We start from the raw sequence: 19963 nt of genomic DNA, 5'->3' as shown, positions 1-19963 counted from the left end.
GCGGCGAGCATATGCCAGCCAACCCGGCCCAAATCCAGCCCAGTTGCCATATGTCACCCGTGTGAGTGACGCAGGTCAGGACGGGGTCGGGTGGGGTTTGGGTGGGTTGTTTTCCCGAGTTCTTTAAAAGCCTTTAGGCGTCGTGGCCGGCCGCGTCGCGGCCCACCGGGTCGTGGCCGAGGGGGTCGTGGGCGCCCGCGACCCGGTGGGTTCGGTGACGGTGCGAGGCCGTCACGGAACGAGGTCGAGTTCCGCCCAGACCGTCTTGCGCGGGACCGGGCCGGGGACGACGCCCCAGCGGTCGGCCAGTGCCTCGACGATGAGCAGACCGCGCCCGCTCTCCGCGTCGTCGGCGGGGGTGGACGGGGCGGGCAGGCGGTCGCCCCGGGTGTCGGTCACCTCGATCCGCAGCAGTGTGCCCGGGTGGGCCGTGAGGCGCAGCTGGAAGTTCCGTCCCGGTACCCGGCCGTGCACGGACGCGTTGGCGGCCAGCTCAGCGACGATGTGCGCCGCCGACTCCAGGGGCAGGCCCCAGAGGCCGAGATGCGCCACGGTCAGCAGTCGTGCGAGCCGGGCGCCCCGCCGGGTGGGCGAGAGCAGCACGGTGAACGTGCGTTCGGCGGTGAGGTTTCGGGGGGTGGCGGTTTGTGGATTCACGTCACTCAGCGTGGCCGCGCGTGCGTACCGTGAACAGTGATGAGGCCCGTAAGTACGGCGGTTGTCCCGTGCTTGTCCACTGCTGTCCCGGCTGTCCGGGGTGACGTGCTGGGGACGTACCGGGTTGAGCAGGTACGGCATGCACGTCGGAAGTGGGGCACGGATGAGCGTGGATGAGGCTGGTACGCAGCAGGTGGACGGCGGGGCGGACGAGCCCGGCTGGGACGTCGATCCCGATGACGAGTCGGGGGTCGCGGTGGTCGCCGCCGTGGGCCGCCAGATCAAGGCCTGGCGGGAGGCGGCCGGGATGCGCGCGGGCGAGTTCGGGGCGGCGATCGGGTACAGCGAGGACCTGGTCTACAAGGTGGAGGGCGGGCGGCGCATTCCCCGGCCGGAGTTCCTGGACAGAGCGGACGAGGTGCTGGGCGCGGGCGGGAAGATCGCTGCGATGAAGCGGGATGTGGCGCAGGTTCGGTACCCGAAGAAGGTTCGGGACCTTGCGGGGGTAGAGGCGAAGGCCGTCGAGATTGCGGCCTACGTGGCGCACGGCCTGCATGGCCTGTTGCAGACTCCAGGCCATGCGCGGGCACTGTTCGAGGCCCGGCAGCCCGCGTACTCGCAGGATGAAGTGGAACGGATGGTGTCCGCGCGCATGGCCAGGCAGTCGATCTTCGAACGGTTGCCTGCTCCCGCCCTCAGTTTCGTGCTGGAGGAGTCGGCACTCAGGCGGCCCATCGGGGGCACAATGGAGTGGCGGCGACAGCTCGAACGGTTGCTGGAGATCGGGCAGTTGCGCAATGTCAGCCTTCAGGTAATGCCTACGTACCGCGAGGCGCATCCAGGGATGGACGGTGACATCGACGTGCTGAAGTTCAAGGACGGTACGGCGGTGGGGCGTTCGCACGGCGCTTTCAGCGGGCGATCGGTGACCGATGGGAGGCAACTTCGCATCCTTGAACTGCGGTATGGCACCATCCGGGCCGAGGCCCTCACCCCCCGGGAGACTCTGGCCCTCATCGCACAAGTGCTGGGAGAGACATGATCCGCAGGACTTCCGCGCAGGACGTTTCTGAGCTGGCCTGGTTCAAGAGCAGCTACAGCAGCAACGGCAACGAGGGCGACTGTGTCGAGGTCGCGATCACGCCCGGCGCGGTGCACGTGCGCGACTCCAAGAACGTGCGGGGCGCCCGGCTCGCGTTCGCGGCGGGCGCTTGGGCGGGCTTCGTCCCGTACGCCTCCGGGCGCTGACCCTCCTTACGTAGGCGCGCCTCGGGCCCGGGGCGGGAGCGCGGCCGCTTTCAGGCGGGCCCGTCCGTGAACGCCGCGTCCCCGCTCGATCGCAGCGCCGCCAGCCCCACCGGCGCCAGCGACGCGTCCCGGATTCCGCGCAGCAGCTCCGCCCCGATCTCCGCCAGCCGGGGCCCGTCCGGCGGGGTCGCGCCCAGGCCGATCGCGTACCCCGCGCGGCCGTCGGCCGTGACCGGGCGCGGCCAGACGCGGCAGTCGGCGGCGCCCGCCTCGGCGAGGGCGGCGGTCAGGGCGAGGAGCCTGCCGCGCAGTCGGCCTTCGTCCGGGCCGGGGCGGGCGGAGGCGAGGGCCCAGGAGGTGTGGCGGTCCCGCAGCACGGGCGGGGCACAAAGAAGGGGACGAGGGTCGTCACCGTCCTCCGCCGACTCCAGGATCTCCCAGGCCCGGTACAGCTCGGCGGCGAGGAGATCGCGGCCGGCGGCCGAGACCTGCGTGGTGCAGGAACGTACCGGAGCGGTAGGGGTCAGCACCGTGACCGGGTCGCCGGTCGCCGCAGCCCCGCCCACCGGCTCGTCCCAGTCCCACGCCGCCCAGGTCGCGAAGAAGTGCCGGAGCAGTACGAGGGGCGGCAGGTCGCCCGACTCGTGCGCGGTACGGGCCGCGAGGACGGTCCAGGCCAGGCCCGGCAGCCCGCCGCAGGGCGCGGAGTCCAGGCCCCGGGCCCGCGCCCAGGCCTTGGCGTCCCGGGCGAGGGACGCGAAGGCCGCCCCGTGGGGTTCCGCCGCCGTGAGCAACGCCGCAGCGTCGCTCACCGCGCTCAGCGCGATCGCCGCCGCCTCGCCCAGTTCCGCGCGGTGGCCGACCGCGTCGGCCGGGGAGAGCGACCCCGTCGCCACCGTGACCAGGTCGACGCTGAGCCCGTCCAGGCGGAAGCGCAGGCCGGGCACCCGGGCGCCCGTCACCTCGCGCACGCACCGGGCCTCGGGGAGCGTGGCGGCCAGCCGTTGCCGCAGCTCCGCCGGGGCGGGCGCGCCGGGCAGTGCGGCCACCAGGTCCAGGTCCGCGTCCGGCAGCGCGCAGCCCATGCGCCGGGAGCCGACGACGTGGACCTGGGCGCCGGGGAGGGCGGCGGCGACCCGTTCCGCGAGTCCTTCCGCTGCCGCTGGTACCGGCGGGCCCAGCTCCACCCGTACCCCGTAGTGGTCGGAGATGTAGAGCCCCGCCGGGCCCGGGGCGTCGCCGGTCAGCACCGCAGTCCGCGCCCGCAGCCGGTCCGTGCGCAGCAGCACCCGGTCCAGCCGGGAGGCGCGGCCGGAGAGGGAGGAGACGGCTGCCAGGGGGTTCGCGGACGGGTCGAAGGTCGGGGTTGCGTCGGCGGGACCGTGGACCTGGTGCCACGCGTCCGTCATCGCCAGCCGGGTCTGCGGGCGGTCGCCGCCGTCGTTGAAGTCCCCTACGAGCAGCACCTCGCCCTCGACACCGGCCAACCCCGTTGCCAGATCGGCCAGTTCGGTGTCGCGGCGGGCGGCTCCTGCGGGGGAGTGGTCGCTGCTCAGGTGGGTCACGGCCACCGCGACCGGGCAGCCGTCGGCCGTCTCCAACACGGCTGCGGCCACCGCCTTGTGCGGGCCGAGGACGTGCAGCCCCGCCTCGCGCACGGGGAGCCGGCTGAGCAGCAGCAGACCGCAGTCCGCCACGTCCCGGCCCGCCGGTTCCGTGGCGAGCGTGTATCCGTCGCGCACCCAGCCGGTCCCCAGCAGCAGTTCCAGCAGCGCGGGCTCCGCCTCCTGGAGCGCGATGACGTCCGCGTCCGCCGCGTGCAGTGCGTCGAGCAGCAGGGGGCGGCGGCGGGCCGTGTCTATCCGGTCGGCGTCGTACCGGTCCCAGAGGGTGTTCCAGGTCAGCACGGTCACGGAACCGGCACCGGCCCGGCTCGCCTGCCCGGCCGGTGCCGGTTCCCAGGTCTCCGTAGAAGGGGAGTACGCGTGCGGGGTGCGGGATGTGAAGTAAGGGGACGGGAGCCTGCGCGGAGTGCGTATCCGGCCCGCGTCCGTCGCGTCGATCCGGTCGGTGCCCGTGGACCGGTCCCACACCACCTCGCCGTCCGCCTCGAAGAACAGCACCCGGTGCCAGGGGATGTCCCCGCCCGGGGTGAACCGTTCCAGCGGCACCCGCTTGGGGTCCCGGCCGCGCTGGGCGACGCCCAGGACGAAGCGTGCCGGGTCGAACCGGGTGTCCCAGCGGACCCGGTGGTAGATCTCCTCGCTCGTACGCATCAGGCCCGGTCCTCCACCGTTCCGCTGGTGCCGATGTACCAGGTGCGGTGGGCCTGGCTCGGGTACGGGGGCACGAACCGGCGCAGCTGGGAGGCCAGCACCTCCGGGGGCACCGGGTGGGCGCGGCGGCCGTTGCGCGCGGTCAGCTCCTCCTCGCCGACCCAGGCCACGGCATGGGTGACCAGCGCGTTCCGGCGGTGGGCGGTCGCGTGCACCAGGCCGCGCTGGTGCGGGTTGAGCGAGGTGGCGTCCCAGACCACGGTGGCGCCGGGAACCAGCGCCGCCTCCAGCCGCCGCAGCCCCTCGCGCAGCACGTCGGCGTTGGCGCTCTGGTCGGCGCGCGAGCCGCGGGCGAGGCGCAGGTCGTCGAGGGAGAGGTAGGTGTCGGTGCCCGGCAGGCCGCGGCCGAAGGTGCTCTTGCCGCTGCCCGAGGGGCCGACCAGGTGGACCAGGCGCGGGAAGTCCCCGGACCGCCACCGCCAGGTCGCGGCGACCGCTTCCCGCGCGGTACTGATCCGGCCCGCGGCGTACGCCTCCCGGGCCTGGGCCAGGCAGCGGTCGGCGGCGTCCGGCTCCAGCCCGGCGAACGCCTCCCGCAGTCCTTCCGGTTCGCCCACCTCCTCGGCGTGCAGCCGCGACCACTCCACCTGTTCACGGGCCTCCGGGGTCCCGGCCAGCGCGCCGGCCACCGCGTGCAGCACCGGCAGACCGGCGGCGAACGACATCCGCGCCAGTCCGCCGCGCCGCTCCTCGTCCGGGTACGGGCGGTGCAGCGAGGGGGCCAGCCCCACGAGGTCCGCGGTCCGCCGGGCGAGCGGCATGCCGAGCGGGCCCGCCAGGGCGGGTGCCAGTGCGGCCCGCCGGGTGCGGTGCAGCAGGGCGGCCAGCACCCCGGTCAGCCGGTCGTCGCCGGTGAGGCCCAGCGCGTCCAGGGCGTCGGCCGTCGCGAGGGCGGCCGGGGCGTCGCCCGGCCCGGTCCGCACGGCGGCGGCGAGTGCGGCGGGGTCCACCGGGGCGCCCGACCGTGTTTCCCACAGTGCGGCGGACGGCCCCAGCGCGTTCTCCACCACCGCGGCGTGCATCCAGTGGGTGTCCGTCCGGACGTGGCGGGGCCGCACCCACTTGGCCACCCGCCGGCCGAACGCGGCGGCCGGAAAGCCCTCGGCGGGGCGTACGACGTAACCCTCCTGGCGTCCGGTGTCCAGGCGCAGCGCCCGCAGCGTCCGTTCCGCTCGGGCGTCGAACACCCCGCGCCACAGCACCGGCGGCGTCGGGATGCCCAGGTCCCGCAGGAACTCCACGGTCCGGTCCCAGCCGAGGCAGAGGTCCCCGTCCCAGACGGAGAAGCCGTAGAAGTGGCTCGCCAGATCCTCGTACGGGATCGAGTGGCGGGCGAACACGTTCTCGCCGCAGATCCGCCGGCCTGCCGGGATGCGGGGGCCGATGCGCCCCTGGAGCGCCTTGACCCGGCCCCGGGACGGGTGGTGCGCCGAGTCCAGGGAGCGGGCGTGCAGTCCGTCGGCGTACAGCGTGGTGTTCTCGCCGTCCAGCTTCTCGGTGACCACGACCTGCGCGCCGGTCAGTCCGGCGAGGTCGGTGAGTCGGACGTCGTCCGAGGTGGCGCCGGGTGACCAGGGCAGATGCGGGGTTCGCGGATAGTGCGTACGCATGATCTCTGCCCCCGGTGACGATGCCTTGCCCGGCCGGTCACTGTAGGGGCGGTGAGCTGCGGTACTCGACCGAATTAGCCGCCGGGGGAAGGCGAACGGGGGTTGCCGAGGCGTGCCCGCGTTTGACCATCGGACCCCGGGGGGTAAGATCCCCGGCCGATTGGCCAGGCTCACACCCCGTATGGCACACTGACCAGGTTGCTCGGTTGAGTGTCAATGCTGCGCGCCTCCCGCCGGGAGGACCGGAAGCGAGTCCCACAGTACTCGTCGGCCCTGTAAGGGCCGGACGTACGGGAATCTTTCGGGAAGCGTATGTGTGGCACCGACCAGGCGCCCGGTGGGGTTCCTCCCCCGGCAGCGCGGTCTCAGGCCCGCACCCCCTTGGTTGGGAAATCCTTCGGGAGATCTTCGTAGAGGGGATGCGACACGCCCGACCGCGTGGGTCGGAGGCGGAGTATTCAGAACCCCGGGTTCCAGAGCGTTACGAGAGACAGGACTACTAGTAGCCATGGCGGGACAGAAGATCCGCATCCGGCTCAAGGCCTACGACCACGAGGTCATCGACTCCTCGGCGAAGAAGATCGTCGAGACGGTGACCCGCACTGGTGCGTCGGTCGCGGGCCCGGTGCCGCTGCCCACTGAGAAGAACGTGTACTGCGTCATCAAGTCGCCGCACAAGTACAAGGACTCTCGCGAGCACTTCGAGATGCGCACGCACAAGCGCCTCATCGACATCCTCGACCCCACCCCGAAGACGGTTGACTCGCTGATGCGTCTCGACCTGCCGGCTGGCGTCGACATCGAGATCAAGCTCTGAAGGGACGGGCCGAGATGAGCAAGAACATCAAGGGCGTCCTGGGCGAGAAGCTCGGCATGACCCAGGTCTGGGACGAGAACAACCGGGTTGTCCCGGTGACCGTCGTCAAGGCCGGTCCGTGCGTCGTGACGCAGGTCCGTACGAACGACAGCGACGGCTACGAGTCGGTCCAGATCGCCTTCGGCGAGATCGACCCGCGCAAGGTGAACAAGCCCCTCAAGGGCCACTTCGCCAAGGCCGACGTGACCCCGCGCCGCCACCTGGTGGAGCTCCGCACCCCTGACGCCAGCGAGTACACGCTGGGCCAGGAGGTCACTGCCGAGGTGTTCGAGTCCGGCGTCAAGGTTGACGTCACGGGCAAGAGCAAGGGCAAGGGCTTCGCCGGTGTCATGAAGCGTCACAACTTCAAGGGCCTCGGCGCCGGCCACGGCGTCCAGCGCAAGCACCGTTCCCCCGGTTCGATCGGTGGCTGCGCCACCCCTGGGCGTGTCTTCAAGGGCATGCGCATGGCCGGCCGGATGGGTAACGAGCGCGTCACCACCCAGAACCTGACCATCCACGCGGTTGACGCGGAGAAGGGTCTGCTGCTCATCAAGGGCGCGGTCCCCGGTCCGAACGGCGGCCTCGTCCTGGTCCGTACCGCGGCCAAGGGGGCTTGAGGTAATGAGCACCATTGACATCCTTTCGCCGGCAGGCGACAAGGCCGGTACCGTCGAGCTCCCCGCGGAGATCTTCGACGCGAAGACCAGCGTTCCGCTGATCCACCAGGTCGTTGTCGCACAGCTGGCAGCTGCCCGTCAGGGCACGCACAAGACCAAGCGTCGCGGCGAGGTCCGCGGTGGTGGGCGCAAGCCTTACCGCCAGAAGGGCACCGGCCGCGCGCGCCAGGGTTCGACCCGCGCGCCGCAGTTCGTCGGCGGTGGCGTCGTCCACGGCCCGCAGCCGCGTGACTACTCGCAGCGCACCCCGAAGAAGATGAAGGCCGCCGCCCTGCGCGGTGCCCTCTCCGACCGGGCGCGCCACTCCCGCATCCACGTCGTCACCGGCGTGGTCGAGGGTGGAGTCTCCACGAAGGCAGCGAAGTCGCTGTTCGGCAAGATCTCGGAGCGCAAGAACGTGCTCCTGGTCGTCGACCGCAACGACGAGGCCGCGTGGCTCTCCGCACGCAACCTGCCCCAGGTGCACATCCTGGACCCGGGCCAGCTGAACACGTACGACGTGATCGTCTCTGACGACGTGGTCTTCACCCAGGCCGCTTTCGAGTCCTTCGTGTCTGGCCCCCAGACCGCTGAGACCGAAGGGAGCGACGCCTGATGAGCGAGGCGACCGTTACCAGCAAGACCTACTCCGACCCGCGTGACGTTCTCGTCAAGCCGGTTGTTTCGGAGAAGAGCTACGCGCTGCTCGACGAGAACAAGTACACGTTCATCGTCGCGCCCGGCTCCAACAAGACCCAGATCAAGCAGGCCGTCGAAGCGGTCTTCTCGGTCAAGGTCACCGGGGTCAACACGATCAACCGTCAGGGTAAGCGCAAGCGCACCAAGACCGGTTTCGGCAAGCGCGCTGACACCAAGCGCGCCATCGTGACCCTCGCTGAGGGCGACCGAATCGACATCTTCGGCGGCCCGACCTCCTAACGGAGGTCGAGTCGTCCGGAATCGGACGAGGACTGAGAAATGGGTATCCGCAAGTACAAGCCGACGACCCCGGGCCGTCGTGGCTCCAGCGTCGCCGACTTTGTCGAGATCACGCGGTCCACGCCGGAGAAGTCGCTGGTCCGCCCCCTGCACAGCAAGGGCGGCCGTAACAACACCGGTCGTGTGACCGTTCGCCACCAGGGTGGTGGCCACAAGCGCGCCTACCGCGTGATCGACTTCCGTCGTCACGACAAGGACGGCGTGCCGGCCAAGGTCGCGCACATCGAGTACGACCCGAACCGCACCGCGCGCATCGCGCTCCTGCACTACGCCGACGGCGAGAAGCGCTACATCGTCGCGCCGCGTGGCCTGGCGCAGGGCGACCGTGTCGAGAACGGCCCGGCCGCCGACATCAAGCCCGGTAACAACCTGGCGCTGCGCAACATCCCGGTCGGTACGACCATCCACGCCATCGAGCTGCGGCCCGGCGGCGGCGCGAAGTTCGCCCGTTCCGCGGGTGCCTCCGTGCAGCTGCTGGCGAAGGAGGGCACCATGGCCCACCTTCGTATGCCGTCGGGTGAGATCCGCCTGGTCGACGCCCGCTGCCGCGCCACCATCGGTGAGGTCGGCAACGCCGAGCAGTCGAACATCAACTGGGGCAAGGCCGGTCGCATGCGCTGGAAGGGCGTTCGCCCGTCCGTCCGCGGTGTTGCGATGAACCCGGTCGACCACCCGCACGGTGGTGGTGAAGGCAAGACCTCCGGTGGACGTCACCCGGTCTCGCCGTGGGGTCAGAAGGAGGGTCGTACTCGCTCGCCGAAGAAGGCATCGAGCAAGTACATCGTCCGCCGCCGCAAGACGAACAAGAAGCGCTAGGAGCGGGTTTAGATGCCGCGCAGTCTCAAGAAGGGGCCCTTCGTCGACGGCCACCTCGTCAAGAAGGTGGACGTCCAGAACGAAGCTGGCACCAAGAACGTCATCAAGACCTGGTCCCGTCGCTCGATGATCATCCCGGCCATGCTGGGTCACACCATCGCGGTGCACAACGGCAAGATCCACGTCCCGGTGTTCGTCACCGAGTCGATGGTCGGCCACAAGCTCGGCGAGTTCTCGCCGACTCGCACCTTCCGCGGCCACGTCAAGGACGACCGGAAGTCGAAGCGCCGCTAGCGCGGGGTGGAAACGACTATGACTCACACCGAAGGGACAACCATGGAAGCCAGGGCCCAGGCGCGGTACATCCGCGTCACGCCCATGAAGGCCCGCCGAGTGGTGGACCTCATCCGTGGCATGGATGCCACGGAGGCTCAGGCGGTCCTGCGTTTCGCCCCGCAGGCCGCGAGCGTGCCGGTTGGCAAGGTGCTTGACAGCGCCATTGCCAACGCTGCACACAACTACGACCACCCCGACGCCTCTTCGCTGGTCATCAGCGAGGCGTTTGTGGACGAGGGTCCGACCCTGAAGCGGTTCCGTCCGCGTGCTCAGGGCCGTGCCTACCGGATCCGTAAGCGGACCAGCCACATCACCGTGGTCGTCAGCAGCAAGGAAGGAACCCGGTAATGGGCCAGAAGGTTAACCCGCATGGGTTCCGGCTCGGCATTACCACGGACTTCAAGTCCCGTTGGTACGCCGACAAGCTGTACAAGGACTACGTCAAGGAAGACGTTGCCATTCGTCGCATGATGACGAAGGGCATGGAGCGGGCCGGCATCTCGAAGGTCGAGATCGAGCGCACCCGCGACCGCGTCCGCGTTGACATCCACACCGCCCGTCCGGGCATCGTCATCGGCCGCCGCGGCGCCGAGGCCGATCGCATCCGTGGCGAGCTGGAGAAGCTGACCGGCAAGCAGGTCCAGCTGAACATCCTCGAGGTCAAGAACCCCGAGGTGGACGCTCAGCTGGTGGCCCAGGCCGTCGCCGAGCAGCTCTCCTCCCGCGTCTCCTTCCGTCGTGCCATGCGCAAGAGCATGCAGAGCACGATGAAGGCCGGCGCCAAGGGCATCAAGATCCAGTGCGGCGGTCGTCTCGGCGGCGCCGAGATGTCCCGCTCGGAGTTCTACCGCGAGGGCCGCGTGCCCCTGCACACCCTCCGTGCGAACGTCGACTACGGCTTCTTCGAGGCCAAGACGACCTTCGGCCGTATCGGTGTGAAGGTCTGGATCTACAAGGGCGACGTCAAGAACATCGCCGAGGTCCGCGCCGAGAACGCTGCTGCCCGTGCGGGCAACCGCCCGGCCCGTGGCGGCGCTGACCGTCCGGCCGGCCGCGGTGGCCGTGGTGGCGAGCGTGGCGGTCGCGGCCGCAAGCCGCAGCAGTCGGCTCCGGCCGCCGAGGCCCCCAAGGCCGAGGCGTCCGCCGCTGCTCCGGCGGCTGAGAGCACCGGAACGGAGGCCTGACCGAAATGCTGATCCCCCGTAGGGTCAAGCACCGCAAGCAGCACCACCCGAAGCGCAGCGGTATGTCCAAGGGTGGCACGCAGGTTGCGTTCGGCGAGTACGGCATCCAGGCGCTGACCCCGGCGTACGTGACGAACCGTCAGATCGAGTCCGCTCGTATCGCGATGACCCGTCACATCAAGCGTGGCGGCAAGGTCTGGATCAACATCTACCCGGACCGTCCCCTGACGAAGAAGCCTGCCGAGACCCGCATGGGTTCCGGTAAGGGTTCTCCCGAGTGGTGGATCGCGAACGTCAAGCCGGGTCGGGTGATGTTCGAGCTGTCCTACCCGAACGAGAAGATTGCTCGTGAGGCGCTCACCCGCGCTGCTCACAAGCTTCCGATGAAGTGCCGGATTGTTCGGCGCGAGGCAGGTGAGTCGTGATGTCGGCCGGTACCAAGACGTCCGAGCTGCGCGAGCTGGGCAACGAGGAGCTCCTCAACAAGCTCCGCGAGGCCAAGGAAGAGCTGTTCAATCTCCGCTTCCAGGCGGCGACTGGTCAGCTCGAGAACCACGGCCGGCTCAAGTCCGTCCGTAAGGACATCGCCCGGATCTACACCCTGATGCGCGAGCGCGAGCTCGGCATCGAGACGGTGGAGAGCGTCTGATGAGCGAGAAGACTGTGACTGAGACGAACACTGACCGCGGTTTCCGTAAGACCCGTGAGGGTCTGGTCGTCAGCGACAAGATGGACAAGACCGTCGTCGTCGCTGTCGAGGACCGCGTCAAGCACGCGCTGTACGGCAAGGTCATCCGCCGTACGAACAAGCTCAAGGCTCACGACGAGCAGAACGCCGCCGGCGTCGGCGACCGTGTCATCCTCATGGAGACCCGGCCGCTGTCCGCCACGAAGCGGTGGCGCGTCGTCGAGATCCTCGAGAAGGCCAAGTAATTCCTGAGGGGCATTCCCCTCAGGCAGGTTCCGCCAGGCTCGGTGGGGGTTCGCTCCGGTAACGGAGCGGCCCCTGCCGGGAACCGGCAGACGATCAGGAGATAGACGTGATCCAGCAGGAGTCGCGACTGCGCGTCGCCGACAACACGGGTGCGAAGGAAATTCTCACCATCCGTGTTCTCGGTGGCTCGGGTCGCCGCTACGCGGGCATCGGTGACGTCATCGTCGCCACCGTCAAGGACGCGATCCCCGGTGGCAACGTGAAGAAGGGTGACGTCGTCAAGGCCGTCATCGTTCGCACCGTCAAGGAGCGTCGTCGTCAGGATGGCTCGTACATCCGCTTCGACGAGAACGCCGCCGTCATTCTGAAGAACGACGGCGACCCCCGCGGCACCCGTATCTTCGGCCCGGTGGGCCGTGAGCTGCGCGAGAAGAAGTTCATGAAGATCATCTCGCTCGCGCCGGAGGTGCTGTAAGCATGAAGATCAAGAAGGGCGACCTGGTTCAGGTCATCACCGGTAAGGACAAGGGCAAGCAGGGCAAGGTCATCGTTGCCTACCCTGCTCAGGACCGCGTCCTCGTCGAGGGTGTCAACCGGGTCAAGAAGCACACGAAGGCCGGTCAGACCGCTCGCGGTTCGCAGACCGGTGGCATTGTGACGACCGAGGCCCCCGTCCACGTCAGCAACGTGCAGCTGGTTGTTGAGAAGGACGGCAACAAGGTCGTTACTCGCGTCGGCTACCGCTTTGACGACGAGGGCAACAAGATCCGCGTTGCCAAGCGCACCGGTGAGGACATCTGATGACTACCACCACAGCGCCGCGTCTCAAGACGCGCTACCGCGAGGAAATCGCCGGCAAGCTGCGTGAGGAGTTCTCCTACGAGAACGTCATGCAGATCCCCGGTCTGGTCAAGATCGTGGTCAACATGGGTGTGGGCGACGCCGCCCGCGACTCCAAGCTGATCGATGGCGCCGTGCGCGACCTCACCACGATCACCGGTCAGAAGCCTGCCGTCACCAAGGCCCGCAAGTCGATCGCGCAGTTCAAGCTGCGCGAGGGGCAGCCGATCGGCTGCCACGTCACCCTCCGTGGTGACCGCATGTGGGAGTTCCTGGACCGTACGCTGTCGCTCGCGCTTCCGCGTATCCGTGACTTCCGTGGCCTGTCGCCGAAGCAGTTCGACGGCCGTGGCAACTACACCTTCGGTCTCACGGAGCAGGTCATGTTCCACGAGATCGACCAGGACAAGATCGACCGGGTCCGGGGCATGGACATCACCGTGGTCACCACGGCGACCAATGACGACGAGGGTCGTGCCCTCCTTCGTCACCTCGGCTTCCCGTTCAAGGAGAACTGACCGTGGCGAAGAAGTCCCTGATCGCTAAGGCCGCCCGCAAGCCGAAGTTCGGCGTCCGCGGGTACACCCGCTGCCAGCGCTGCGGCCGGCCCCACTCCGTCTACCGCAAGTTCGGCCTGTGCCGCGTGTGCCTTCGTGAGATGGCTCACCGTGGCGAGCTGCCGGGCGTGACCAAGAGCTCCTGGTAATTCTCCTTCGCCCTTTGGGCGTTGGGATTACCCGGAAGCTCTCGGTAAGTATCTGGTCGGCAGGAGCCCGCCCTCACATGCCGTAGGCTTGTGTGGTTGGGCGCCTGCCGCCCTAGACCGACTTACTACGCCGTAGGTCCCCGCACCGCACCCGTCCCGCCACTGAGTGGGGAGAGGGATGGCGCATACAGGAAACCCCGGCGAGAGAGGCCGAAGGCCAACTCATGACCATGACTGATCCCATCGCAGACATGCTCACGCGTCTGCGTAACGCGAACTCGGCGTATCACGACGACGTCAAGATGCCGCACAGCAAGATCAAGTCGCACATCGCGGAGATCCTCCAGCAGGAGGGCTTCATCACCGGCTGGAAGGTCGAGGACGCCGAGGTCGGTAAGAGCCTCGTTCTCGACCTGAAGTTCGGTCCGAACCGCGAGCGTTCGATTGCCGGCATCAAGCGCATCTCGAAGCCGGGTCTGCGTGTATACGCAAAGTCCACCAATCTGCCGAAGGTTCTCGGCGGCCTGGGCGTGGCGATCATCTCCACGTCCCACGGTCTCCTGACCGGCCAGCAGGCCAGCAAGAAGGGCGTAGGTGGGGAAGTCCTCGCCTACGTCTGGTAGTCGGGAACGGAGGAAAAGCTCATGTCGCGAATCGGCAAGCTCCCCATCCAGGTTCCCGCCGGTGTGGACGTCACCATCGATGGCCGCACGGTCGCGGTGAAGGGGCCCAAGGGCTCCCTCTCGCACACCGTCGCAGCGCCGATCGAGGTCACCAAGGGTGAGGACGGCGTCCTGAACGTCGTCCGCCCGAACGACGAGCGTCAGAACAAGGCCCTTCACGGCCTGTCCCGCACGCTGGTGGCGAACATGATCACCGGTGTGACCCAGGGATACATCAAGGCGCTCGAGATCAGCGGTGTCGGTTACCGCGTCCAGGCGAAGGGCTCCAATCTGGAGTTCGCCCTGGGCTACAGCCACCCGATCCTCATCGAGGCCCCCGAAGGCATCACCTTCAAGGTCGAGTCGCCCACGAAGTTCAGTGTCGAGGGCATCGACAAGCAGAAGGTCGGCGAGGTCTCGGCGAAGATCCGCAAGCTGCGGAAGCCTGACCCGTACAAGGCCAAGGGCGTCAAGTACGCCGGCGAGGTTATCCGCCGCAAGGTCGGAAAGGCGGGTAAGTAAGCCATGGCATACGGTGTAAAGATCGCCAAGGGCGACGCCTACAAGCGTGCCGCCCTCAAGCGCCGCCACATCCGCGTCCGGAAGCACATCTCCGGTTCGCCCGAGCGTCCGCGCTTGGTTGTGACGCGCTCGAACCGCCACATGGTCGCTCAGGTCATCGACGACATCGCGGGCCACACGCTCGCGTCGGCGTCGACGCTCGATGCTTCCATCCGCGGCGTCGAGGGTGACAAGAGTGCCCTCGCCAAGCAGGTCGGGGCCCTGGTCGCCGAGCGCGCCAAGGCCGCAGGCGTCGAGGCCGTCGTGTTTGACCGCGGTGGTAACCAGTACGCCGGGCGGATTGCCGCTCTGGCTGACGCCGCCCGTGAAGCCGGGCTGAAGTTCTAAGCCCCGGTTCCTACGCACAGCGGACGTAACAGAGAGAGGTAATTCCAATGGCTGGACCCCAGCGCCGCGGAAGCGGTGCCGGTGGCGGCGAGCGGCGGGACCGGAAGGGCCGTGACGGTGGCGCCAGCGCCGCCGAGAAGACCGCGTACGTCGAGCGCGTCGTCGCGATCAACCGCGTCGCCAAGGTCGTGAAGGGTGGTCGTCGCTTCAGCTTCACCGCGCTGGTCGTGGTGGGCGATGGTGACGGCAGCGTCGGTGTCGGATACGGCAAGGCCAAGGAAGTTCCCGCGGCCATCGCCAAGGGCGTTGAAGAGGCCAAGAAGAGCTTCTTCAAGGTTCCGCGTATCCAGGGCACCATCCCTCACCCGATCCAGGGCGAGAAGGCTGCGGGCGTTGTCCTGCTCAAGCCTGCTTCCCCCGGTACCGGTGTGATCGCGGGTGGCCCGGTGCGCGCCGTTCTGGAGTGCGCCGGCGTTCACGACATCCTGTCGAAGTCGCTCGGTTCTTCGAACCCGATCAACATCGTGCACGCGACGGTGGCGGCCCTTCAGGGTCTCCAGCGTCCCGAGGAGATCGCGGCTCGCCGTGGTCTGCCCCTCGAGGACGTGGCCCCCGCCGCTCTGCTCCGTGCCCGAGCGGCAGGTATGTGATGGCTCGCCTCAAGATCACACAGACCAAGTCGTACATCGGCAGCAAGCAGAACCACCGCGACACCCTGCGTTCGCTCGGGCTCAAGCGCCTGCACGACGTGGTTGTCAAGGAGGACCGCCCCGAGTTCCGCGGAATGGCTAACACCGTCCGCCACCTCGTGACGGTTGAGGAGGTCGACTGACATGGCGGAGAACCAGCCGCTGAAGGCCCACGACCTCCGGCCTGCCCCGGGCGCCAAGACCGCCAAGACCCGTGTGGGTCGAGGCGAGGCGTCCAAGGGTAAGACCGCCGGACGTGGCACCAAGGGCACCAAGGCCCGCTACCAGGTTCCGGAGCGCTTCGAGGGTGGGCAGATGCCCCTCCACATGCGTCTCCCGAAGCTCAAGGGCTTCAAGAACCCGTTCCGCACCGAGTACCAGGTCGTGAACCTGGACAAGCTCGCGACGCTCTACCCCGAGGGTGGAGAGGTCACGGTGGCCGATCTGGTCGCCAAGGGTGCGGTGCGCAACAACCACCTCGTCAAGGTCCTCGGACAGGGCGAGATCTCCGTGGCGCTGCAGGTTTCGGTTGACGCCGTCTCCGGCTCCGCCAAGGAGAAGATTGCCGCTGCGGGCGGCACCGTCACCGAGCTGGTCTGAGACAACTCGGACACACAGGTGGCCTGAACATCCGACCGGGGATGCCTCTCATATGGGGCATCCCCGGTTGGTCGTTCCTAGGGGGGCATGTACGCCGGTAAGGTGGCGTCCGTTGCTGTGGTAAGCCCTGGACGCATGTCGCCCGGGGACCTTTGGCTGTTACGTATTCGTCAATCCTCAAGACCGTCACCTCTACGCATCGCGCGGGGGTCGCAGGAGGCACCGTGCTCACCGCGTTCGCCCGGGCGTTCAAGACGCCCGACCTGCGCAAGAAGCTGTTCTTCACGCTCGGCATCATCGTGCTCTACCGGCTCGGGGCGCATATCCCGGTCCCCGGGGTGAGCTACGAGAACGTCCAGACCTGTGTTGATCAGGCAAGCAAGGGCAACAACAGCCTCTTCGGCCTGGTGAACATGTTCAGCGGTGGTGCACTGCTGCAGATCACGATCTTCGCGCTCGGCATCATGCCGTACATCACGGCCAGCATCATTCTTCAGCTGCTGACCGTGGTGATTCCCCGACTAGAGGCGCTCAAGAAGGAGGGGCAGTCCGGCCAGGCAAAGATCACGCAGTACACGCGTTATCTGACGGTCGCGCTCGCCATCCTCCAGGGCACCGGCCTGGTGGCCACGGCCACCAGTGGCGCACTGTTCAGCGGCTGCCCGGTCGCCGACCAGATCGTCCCGAACCACTCGATTTTCACGACCATCGTCATGGTCACCACGATGACCGCCGGCACCTGCGCCGTCATGTGGCTCGGTGAGCTCATCACCGACCGCGGCATCGGCAACGGCATGTCGATCCTGATGTTCATCTCGATCGCCGCCAGCTTCCCCGGCGCCCTGTGGGCCATCAAGACGAGCGGCAAGCTCGCGGACGGCTGGATCGAGTTCGGCACCGTCATCCTGATCGGCTTCGTGATGGTGGCCCTCGTGGTCTTCGTCGAGCAGGCCCAGCGCCGTATCCCGGTGCAGTACGCGAAGCGCATGATCGGCCGCAGGTCTTACGGTGGCACGTCCACCTACATCCCGCTGAAGGTCAATCAGGCGGGTGTGATTCCGGTCATCTTCGCTTCTTCGCTGCTCTACATCCCGGCCCTGATCGTCCAGTTCTCCAACTCCCAAGCGGGCTGGGCGACCTGGATCAAGGACCACTTCGTCAAGGGCGACCACCCGTACTACATCACCGCGTACTTCCTGTTGATCGTCTTCTTCGCCTTCTTCTACGTGGCGATTTCGTTCAACCCCGAGGAAGTCGCCGACAACATGAAGAAGTATGGTGGCTTCATCCCGGGTATCCGGGCTGGTCGACCTACTGCCGAGTACCTGAGCTACGTGCTCAACAGGATCACTTGGCCGGGCTCGCTGTACCTGGGTCTGATCGCTCTTGTGCCAACGATGGCGTTGGCAGGCTTCGGTGGCGCCAACCAGAACTTCCCGTTCGGCGGGACGAGCATCCTCATCATCGTGGGTGTGGGTCTGGAAACCGTGAAGCAGATTGAGAGTCAGCTCCAGCAGCGCAATTACGAAGGGTTCCTCCGCTGATGCGAATCGTCCTCGTCGGCCCGCCGGGTGCCGGCAAGGGAACGCAGGCTGCGTACCTTGCCAAGAACCTGTCGATTCCGCACATCTCCACGGGCGACCTCTTCCGCGCCAACATCAGCCAGGGCACTGACCTTGGCAAGCAGGCCCGCGCCTACATGGACGCGGGGCAGCTGGTGCCGGACGAGGTCACGATCGGGATGGCCAAGGACCGGATGTCCCAGTCGGACGCGGTCAACGGCTTCCTGCTCGACGGCTTCCCGCGCAACGTGGGCCAGGCCGAAGCCCTTGATGTGATGCTCAAGGACGAGGGCGTAAAGCTGGACGCGGTTCTCGACCTCGAAGTCCCCGAGGACGAGGTCGTGAAGCGGATCGCGGGCCGCCGTATCTGCCGCAACGACAGCGCGCACGTGTTCCACGTGACGTACAACCCGCCGAAGACCGAGGGTGTCTGCGACACCTGCGGCGGCGAGCTGTACCAGCGCGACGACGACAGCGAAGAGACGGTCCGCACCCGGCTCGAGGTCTACCACACGCAGACCGAGCCGATCATCGACTACTACAGGGAACAGGACCTGGTGGTCACCATCTCCGCGCTCGGCAAGGTCACCGATGTGACCGAGCGGGCCATGGAGGCGCTTGTGAAGTCCGACGAGGGCTGAGAGCGAATCCCCGTAGTACGTGTTTGTGCAGTCGGCCGCGGCGTCCATGGGCGCCGCGGCCGACTGTTTGCGCCGTATCGTGGAGTACGCCGCACCCGTAACCGTCCATGCAGAAAGGCGCCGCGCAATGGTGCAGATCAAGACCCCCGAGCAGATCGCGAAGATGCGTGAGGCGGGGCTGGTGGTCGCTGCCATTCACGCCGCCACCCGAGAGGCCGCGGTGCCCGGCGCCACCACGCAGGACCTCGACCAGGTCGCCCGCAAGGTGATCGCCGACCACGGCGCGAAGTCGAACTTCCTCGGTTACGGCGGATTCCCCGCGACGATCTGCACCTCGGTCAACGAGGTCGTCGTCCACGGCATCCCGGACGACAAGACCGTCCTCAAGGACGGCGACATCATCTCCATCGACGCCGGCGCGATCATCGACGGCTGGCACGGCGACGCCGCGTACACGGCCTTCGTCGGCACCGGTCACGCTCCGGAGGTCGTCGAGCTGTCCCGGGTGACCGAGGAGTCGATGTGGGCCGGCATCGCCGCGATGAAGGTGAACAACCGCCTCGTCGACATCTCGAAGGCGATCGAGTCCTACATCCGCCGCCAGCCCCGCCCGTCGACCGGCAAGTACGGGATCGTCGAGGACTACGGCGGCCACGGCATCGGCACCGAGATGCACATGGACCCGCACCTGCTGAACTATGTCGCCCGCAAGCGGGGCAAGGGCATCAAGCTGGTGCCCGGTGTCTGCCTGGCCATCGAGCCGATGGTCTCCCTCGGCACGGCGCGCACCGAGGTGCTCGCCGACGAGTGGACCGTCATCACGACCGACGGCAGCTGGTCCTCCCACTGGGAGCACTCCATCGCCCTCACGGAGCAGGGCCCGCTGGTGCTCACCGCACCGGACTGCGGCCGCGAGAAGCTGGCGCAGTACGGCGTGGAGGCGGCGCCGGACCCGCTGGGCTGAATGAACCGCACCGCCGCCGCCAGGGTGATTGGGGGCGGGCCGGAGGTCTAAGGATCTCCGGCAGTGGGCAAACTTGACGGATTCGTCTTTTGGAGTCCGCTGACGTAGACTGACTCGTCGGCTCTCGTGCACCAGTGTGCCCGTATGTCTGCACACGTGTGTGGAGAGCCGATCAAGGTAGCCGATTCGAAAGGCGAAGCGTGGCCAAGAAGCAAGGTGCCATCGAAATTGAGGGCACCGTGATCGAGTCTCTCCCGAACGCCATGTTCAAGGTGGAGCTCCAGAACGGTCACAAGGTCCTCGCGCACATCAGCGGGAAGATGCGGATGCACTACATCCGAATCCTTCCCGATGACCGGGTCGTCGTGGAGCTCTCCCCGTACGACCTGACGCGTGGCCGGATCGTCTACCGCTACAAGTAGATCTTGCCCACATCCCGCTTCGGCGGGGTGCTGGCACTGACCCGGAGAACCTGACATCCCATGAAGGTCAAGCCGAGCGTCAAGAAGATCTGCGACAAGTGCAAGGTGATCCGCCGTCACGGTCGGGTCATGGTCATCTGCGACAACCTGCGCCACAAGCAGCGCCAGGGCTGACGCACGACCCCCTCGCATCTCGCAGTACTTCGCGCGACGCACGTAAACGTACATACGCAGTGCCCGTCCAAGCCACGGCTGACGACACCTCCGGCGGGGGCCGGAGACCCGGGCGTACCACCTCTCCCAGCGAGAGGTCGGCGGTCGGGAGTGGCGCTG

Annotated in this window: 31 protein-coding genes; 28 read left to right on the top strand and 3 right to left on the bottom strand. The window is 67.8% G+C overall.

The features are described 5' to 3' along the window. Window positions 1-231: 231 nt before the first annotated feature. The gene (locus OG322_RS14025; RefSeq protein ID WP_266411199.1) at window positions 232-657 is read right to left on the bottom strand and encodes an ATP-binding protein; all 426 of its coding nucleotides are present in this window, start codon (window positions 655-657) and stop codon (window positions 232-234) included. A 163-nt stretch (window positions 658-820) separates the two neighbouring features. Here OG322_RS14025 and OG322_RS14020 point away from each other — a divergent pair, with 163 nt between their 5' ends. Further along, entirely contained in the window at window positions 821-1699 is an 879-nt protein-coding gene (locus OG322_RS14020; protein WP_266411198.1) for a helix-turn-helix domain-containing protein, read from the top strand. Further along, a complete protein-coding gene (locus tag OG322_RS14015; RefSeq protein WP_124284788.1) occupies window positions 1696-1905 on the top strand; it encodes a DUF397 domain-containing protein in 210 nt (69 codons plus the stop codon). Before OG322_RS14020 ends, OG322_RS14015 begins: the two co-directional genes overlap by 4 nt. Window positions 1906-1955: 50 nt before the next feature. On the opposite strand, the gene OG322_RS14010 is transcribed toward OG322_RS14015, so the two are convergent. After that, window positions 1956-4181: a poly(A) polymerase gene (locus OG322_RS14010; protein WP_329306477.1), complete on the bottom strand. Its 2226-nt coding sequence runs from the start codon at window positions 4179-4181 to the stop codon at window positions 1956-1958. Further along, complete coding sequence (locus OG322_RS14005; protein WP_329306476.1) at window positions 4181-5851, bottom strand: RNA ligase family protein; 1671 nt, start codon at window positions 5849-5851, stop codon at window positions 4181-4183. Before OG322_RS14005 ends, OG322_RS14010 begins: the two co-directional genes overlap by 1 nt. Window positions 5852-6359: 508 nt before the next feature. On the opposite strand from OG322_RS14005, the gene rpsJ reads away from it, so the two are divergent. The 26 genes from rpsJ (at window position 6360) to rpmJ (ending at window position 19804) form a co-directional block, all read left to right on the top strand. Next, window positions 6360-6668, top strand: a complete 309-nt coding sequence (gene rpsJ / locus OG322_RS14000) for a 30S ribosomal protein S10 (protein WP_003948644.1) — start codon at window positions 6360-6362, stop codon at window positions 6666-6668. Window positions 6669-6682: 14 nt separating this feature from the next. Beyond that, window positions 6683-7327 (top strand): 50S ribosomal protein L3, encoded by a 645-nt coding sequence (gene rplC, locus OG322_RS13995; RefSeq protein ID WP_014154591.1) that lies wholly within the window; start codon window positions 6683-6685, stop codon window positions 7325-7327. A 4-nt stretch (window positions 7328-7331) separates the two neighbouring features. Continuing rightward, complete coding sequence (gene rplD / locus OG322_RS13990) at window positions 7332-7982, top strand: 50S ribosomal protein L4 (protein WP_123461065.1); 651 nt, start codon at window positions 7332-7334, stop codon at window positions 7980-7982. Then, window positions 7982-8305 (top strand): 50S ribosomal protein L23, encoded by a 324-nt coding sequence (gene rplW / locus OG322_RS13985; protein ID WP_014154589.1) that lies wholly within the window; start codon window positions 7982-7984, stop codon window positions 8303-8305. The genes rplD and rplW overlap by 1 nt, the downstream gene beginning before the upstream one ends. Window positions 8306-8344: 39 nt before the next feature. Next, window positions 8345-9181, top strand: coding sequence for a 50S ribosomal protein L2 (gene rplB / locus OG322_RS13980; RefSeq protein WP_123461066.1), 837 nt, complete (start codon window positions 8345-8347; stop codon window positions 9179-9181). A gap of 12 nt (window positions 9182-9193) precedes the next feature. After that, the gene (gene rpsS / locus OG322_RS13975; RefSeq protein ID WP_015610726.1) at window positions 9194-9475 is read left to right on the top strand and encodes a 30S ribosomal protein S19; all 282 of its coding nucleotides are present in this window, start codon (window positions 9194-9196) and stop codon (window positions 9473-9475) included. Between the two features lie 42 nt (window positions 9476-9517). Beyond that, window positions 9518-9865: a 50S ribosomal protein L22 gene (gene rplV / locus OG322_RS13970; RefSeq protein WP_073733141.1), complete on the top strand. Its 348-nt coding sequence runs from the start codon at window positions 9518-9520 to the stop codon at window positions 9863-9865. Next, window positions 9865-10701: a 30S ribosomal protein S3 gene (gene rpsC, locus OG322_RS13965; RefSeq protein WP_123461067.1), complete on the top strand. Its 837-nt coding sequence runs from the start codon at window positions 9865-9867 to the stop codon at window positions 10699-10701. Before rplV ends, rpsC begins: the two co-directional genes overlap by 1 nt. Window positions 10702-10706: 5 nt before the next feature. Further along, window positions 10707-11126 (top strand): 50S ribosomal protein L16, encoded by a 420-nt coding sequence (rplP, locus tag OG322_RS13960; protein WP_003966953.1) that lies wholly within the window; start codon window positions 10707-10709, stop codon window positions 11124-11126. After that, window positions 11126-11350, top strand: coding sequence for a 50S ribosomal protein L29 (gene rpmC, locus OG322_RS13955; RefSeq protein ID WP_024494976.1), 225 nt, complete (start codon window positions 11126-11128; stop codon window positions 11348-11350). The genes rplP and rpmC overlap by 1 nt, the downstream gene beginning before the upstream one ends. Then, complete coding sequence (rpsQ, locus tag OG322_RS13950; protein ID WP_024494977.1) at window positions 11350-11634, top strand: 30S ribosomal protein S17; 285 nt, start codon at window positions 11350-11352, stop codon at window positions 11632-11634. Before rpmC ends, rpsQ begins: the two co-directional genes overlap by 1 nt. Before the next feature lie 107 nt (window positions 11635-11741). Further along, window positions 11742-12110, top strand: coding sequence for a 50S ribosomal protein L14 (gene rplN / locus OG322_RS13945; protein WP_003966950.1), 369 nt, complete (start codon window positions 11742-11744; stop codon window positions 12108-12110). A gap of 2 nt (window positions 12111-12112) precedes the next feature. Next, window positions 12113-12436, top strand: a complete 324-nt coding sequence (gene rplX, locus OG322_RS13940; protein WP_018550616.1) for a 50S ribosomal protein L24 — start codon at window positions 12113-12115, stop codon at window positions 12434-12436. Further along, the gene (rplE, locus tag OG322_RS13935; protein ID WP_018550615.1) at window positions 12436-12993 is read left to right on the top strand and encodes a 50S ribosomal protein L5; all 558 of its coding nucleotides are present in this window, start codon (window positions 12436-12438) and stop codon (window positions 12991-12993) included. Before rplX ends, rplE begins: the two co-directional genes overlap by 1 nt. Before the next feature lie 2 nt (window positions 12994-12995). Continuing rightward, the gene (locus tag OG322_RS13930; RefSeq protein ID WP_024491590.1) at window positions 12996-13181 is read left to right on the top strand and encodes a type Z 30S ribosomal protein S14; all 186 of its coding nucleotides are present in this window, start codon (window positions 12996-12998) and stop codon (window positions 13179-13181) included. Window positions 13182-13405: 224 nt separating this feature from the next. Beyond that, window positions 13406-13804 (top strand): 30S ribosomal protein S8, encoded by a 399-nt coding sequence (gene rpsH / locus OG322_RS13925; RefSeq protein ID WP_024491591.1) that lies wholly within the window; start codon window positions 13406-13408, stop codon window positions 13802-13804. A gap of 21 nt (window positions 13805-13825) precedes the next feature. Further along, window positions 13826-14365 carry a 50S ribosomal protein L6 gene (rplF, locus tag OG322_RS13920; RefSeq protein ID WP_024491592.1) on the top strand — a complete coding sequence of 180 codons (540 nt, stop codon included), beginning with the start codon at window positions 13826-13828 and terminating at the stop codon, window positions 14363-14365. 3 nt (window positions 14366-14368) lie between these two features. Further along, a complete protein-coding gene (rplR, locus tag OG322_RS13915) occupies window positions 14369-14752 on the top strand; it encodes a 50S ribosomal protein L18 (RefSeq protein WP_024491593.1) in 384 nt (127 codons plus the stop codon). Window positions 14753-14799: 47 nt separating this feature from the next. Then, window positions 14800-15402 (top strand): 30S ribosomal protein S5, encoded by a 603-nt coding sequence (rpsE, locus tag OG322_RS13910; protein ID WP_123461068.1) that lies wholly within the window; start codon window positions 14800-14802, stop codon window positions 15400-15402. Then, window positions 15402-15584, top strand: coding sequence for a 50S ribosomal protein L30 (gene rpmD / locus OG322_RS13905; RefSeq protein ID WP_024491595.1), 183 nt, complete (start codon window positions 15402-15404; stop codon window positions 15582-15584). The genes rpsE and rpmD overlap by 1 nt, the downstream gene beginning before the upstream one ends. Before the next feature lies 1 nt (window position 15585). Continuing rightward, entirely contained in the window at window positions 15586-16041 is a 456-nt protein-coding gene (gene rplO / locus OG322_RS13900) for a 50S ribosomal protein L15 (RefSeq protein WP_123461069.1), read from the top strand. Window positions 16042-16265: 224 nt separating this feature from the next. Next, entirely contained in the window at window positions 16266-17585 is a 1320-nt protein-coding gene (gene secY, locus OG322_RS13895) for a preprotein translocase subunit SecY (RefSeq protein WP_123461070.1), read from the top strand. After that, window positions 17585-18244 carry an adenylate kinase gene (locus tag OG322_RS13890; protein ID WP_123461071.1) on the top strand — a complete coding sequence of 220 codons (660 nt, stop codon included), beginning with the start codon at window positions 17585-17587 and terminating at the stop codon, window positions 18242-18244. The genes secY and OG322_RS13890 overlap by 1 nt, the downstream gene beginning before the upstream one ends. 127 nt (window positions 18245-18371) lie before the next feature. Next, complete coding sequence (gene map, locus OG322_RS13885; protein WP_123461072.1) at window positions 18372-19208, top strand: type I methionyl aminopeptidase; 837 nt, start codon at window positions 18372-18374, stop codon at window positions 19206-19208. A 200-nt stretch (window positions 19209-19408) separates the two neighbouring features. Further along, a complete protein-coding gene (infA, locus tag OG322_RS13880) occupies window positions 19409-19630 on the top strand; it encodes a translation initiation factor IF-1 (RefSeq protein WP_003956442.1) in 222 nt (73 codons plus the stop codon). A 60-nt stretch (window positions 19631-19690) separates the two neighbouring features. Continuing rightward, a complete protein-coding gene (rpmJ, locus tag OG322_RS13875) occupies window positions 19691-19804 on the top strand; it encodes a 50S ribosomal protein L36 (protein WP_003956441.1) in 114 nt (37 codons plus the stop codon). Window positions 19805-19963: the final 159 nt, after the last annotated feature.

It is taken from the genome of Streptomyces sp. NBC_01260 (genome assembly GCF_036226405.1).
Classification (GTDB): Bacteria; Actinomycetota; Actinomycetes; order Streptomycetales; family Streptomycetaceae; genus Streptomyces; species Streptomyces laculatispora.
This window is presented reverse-complemented; position numbering and strand designations above follow the sequence as displayed.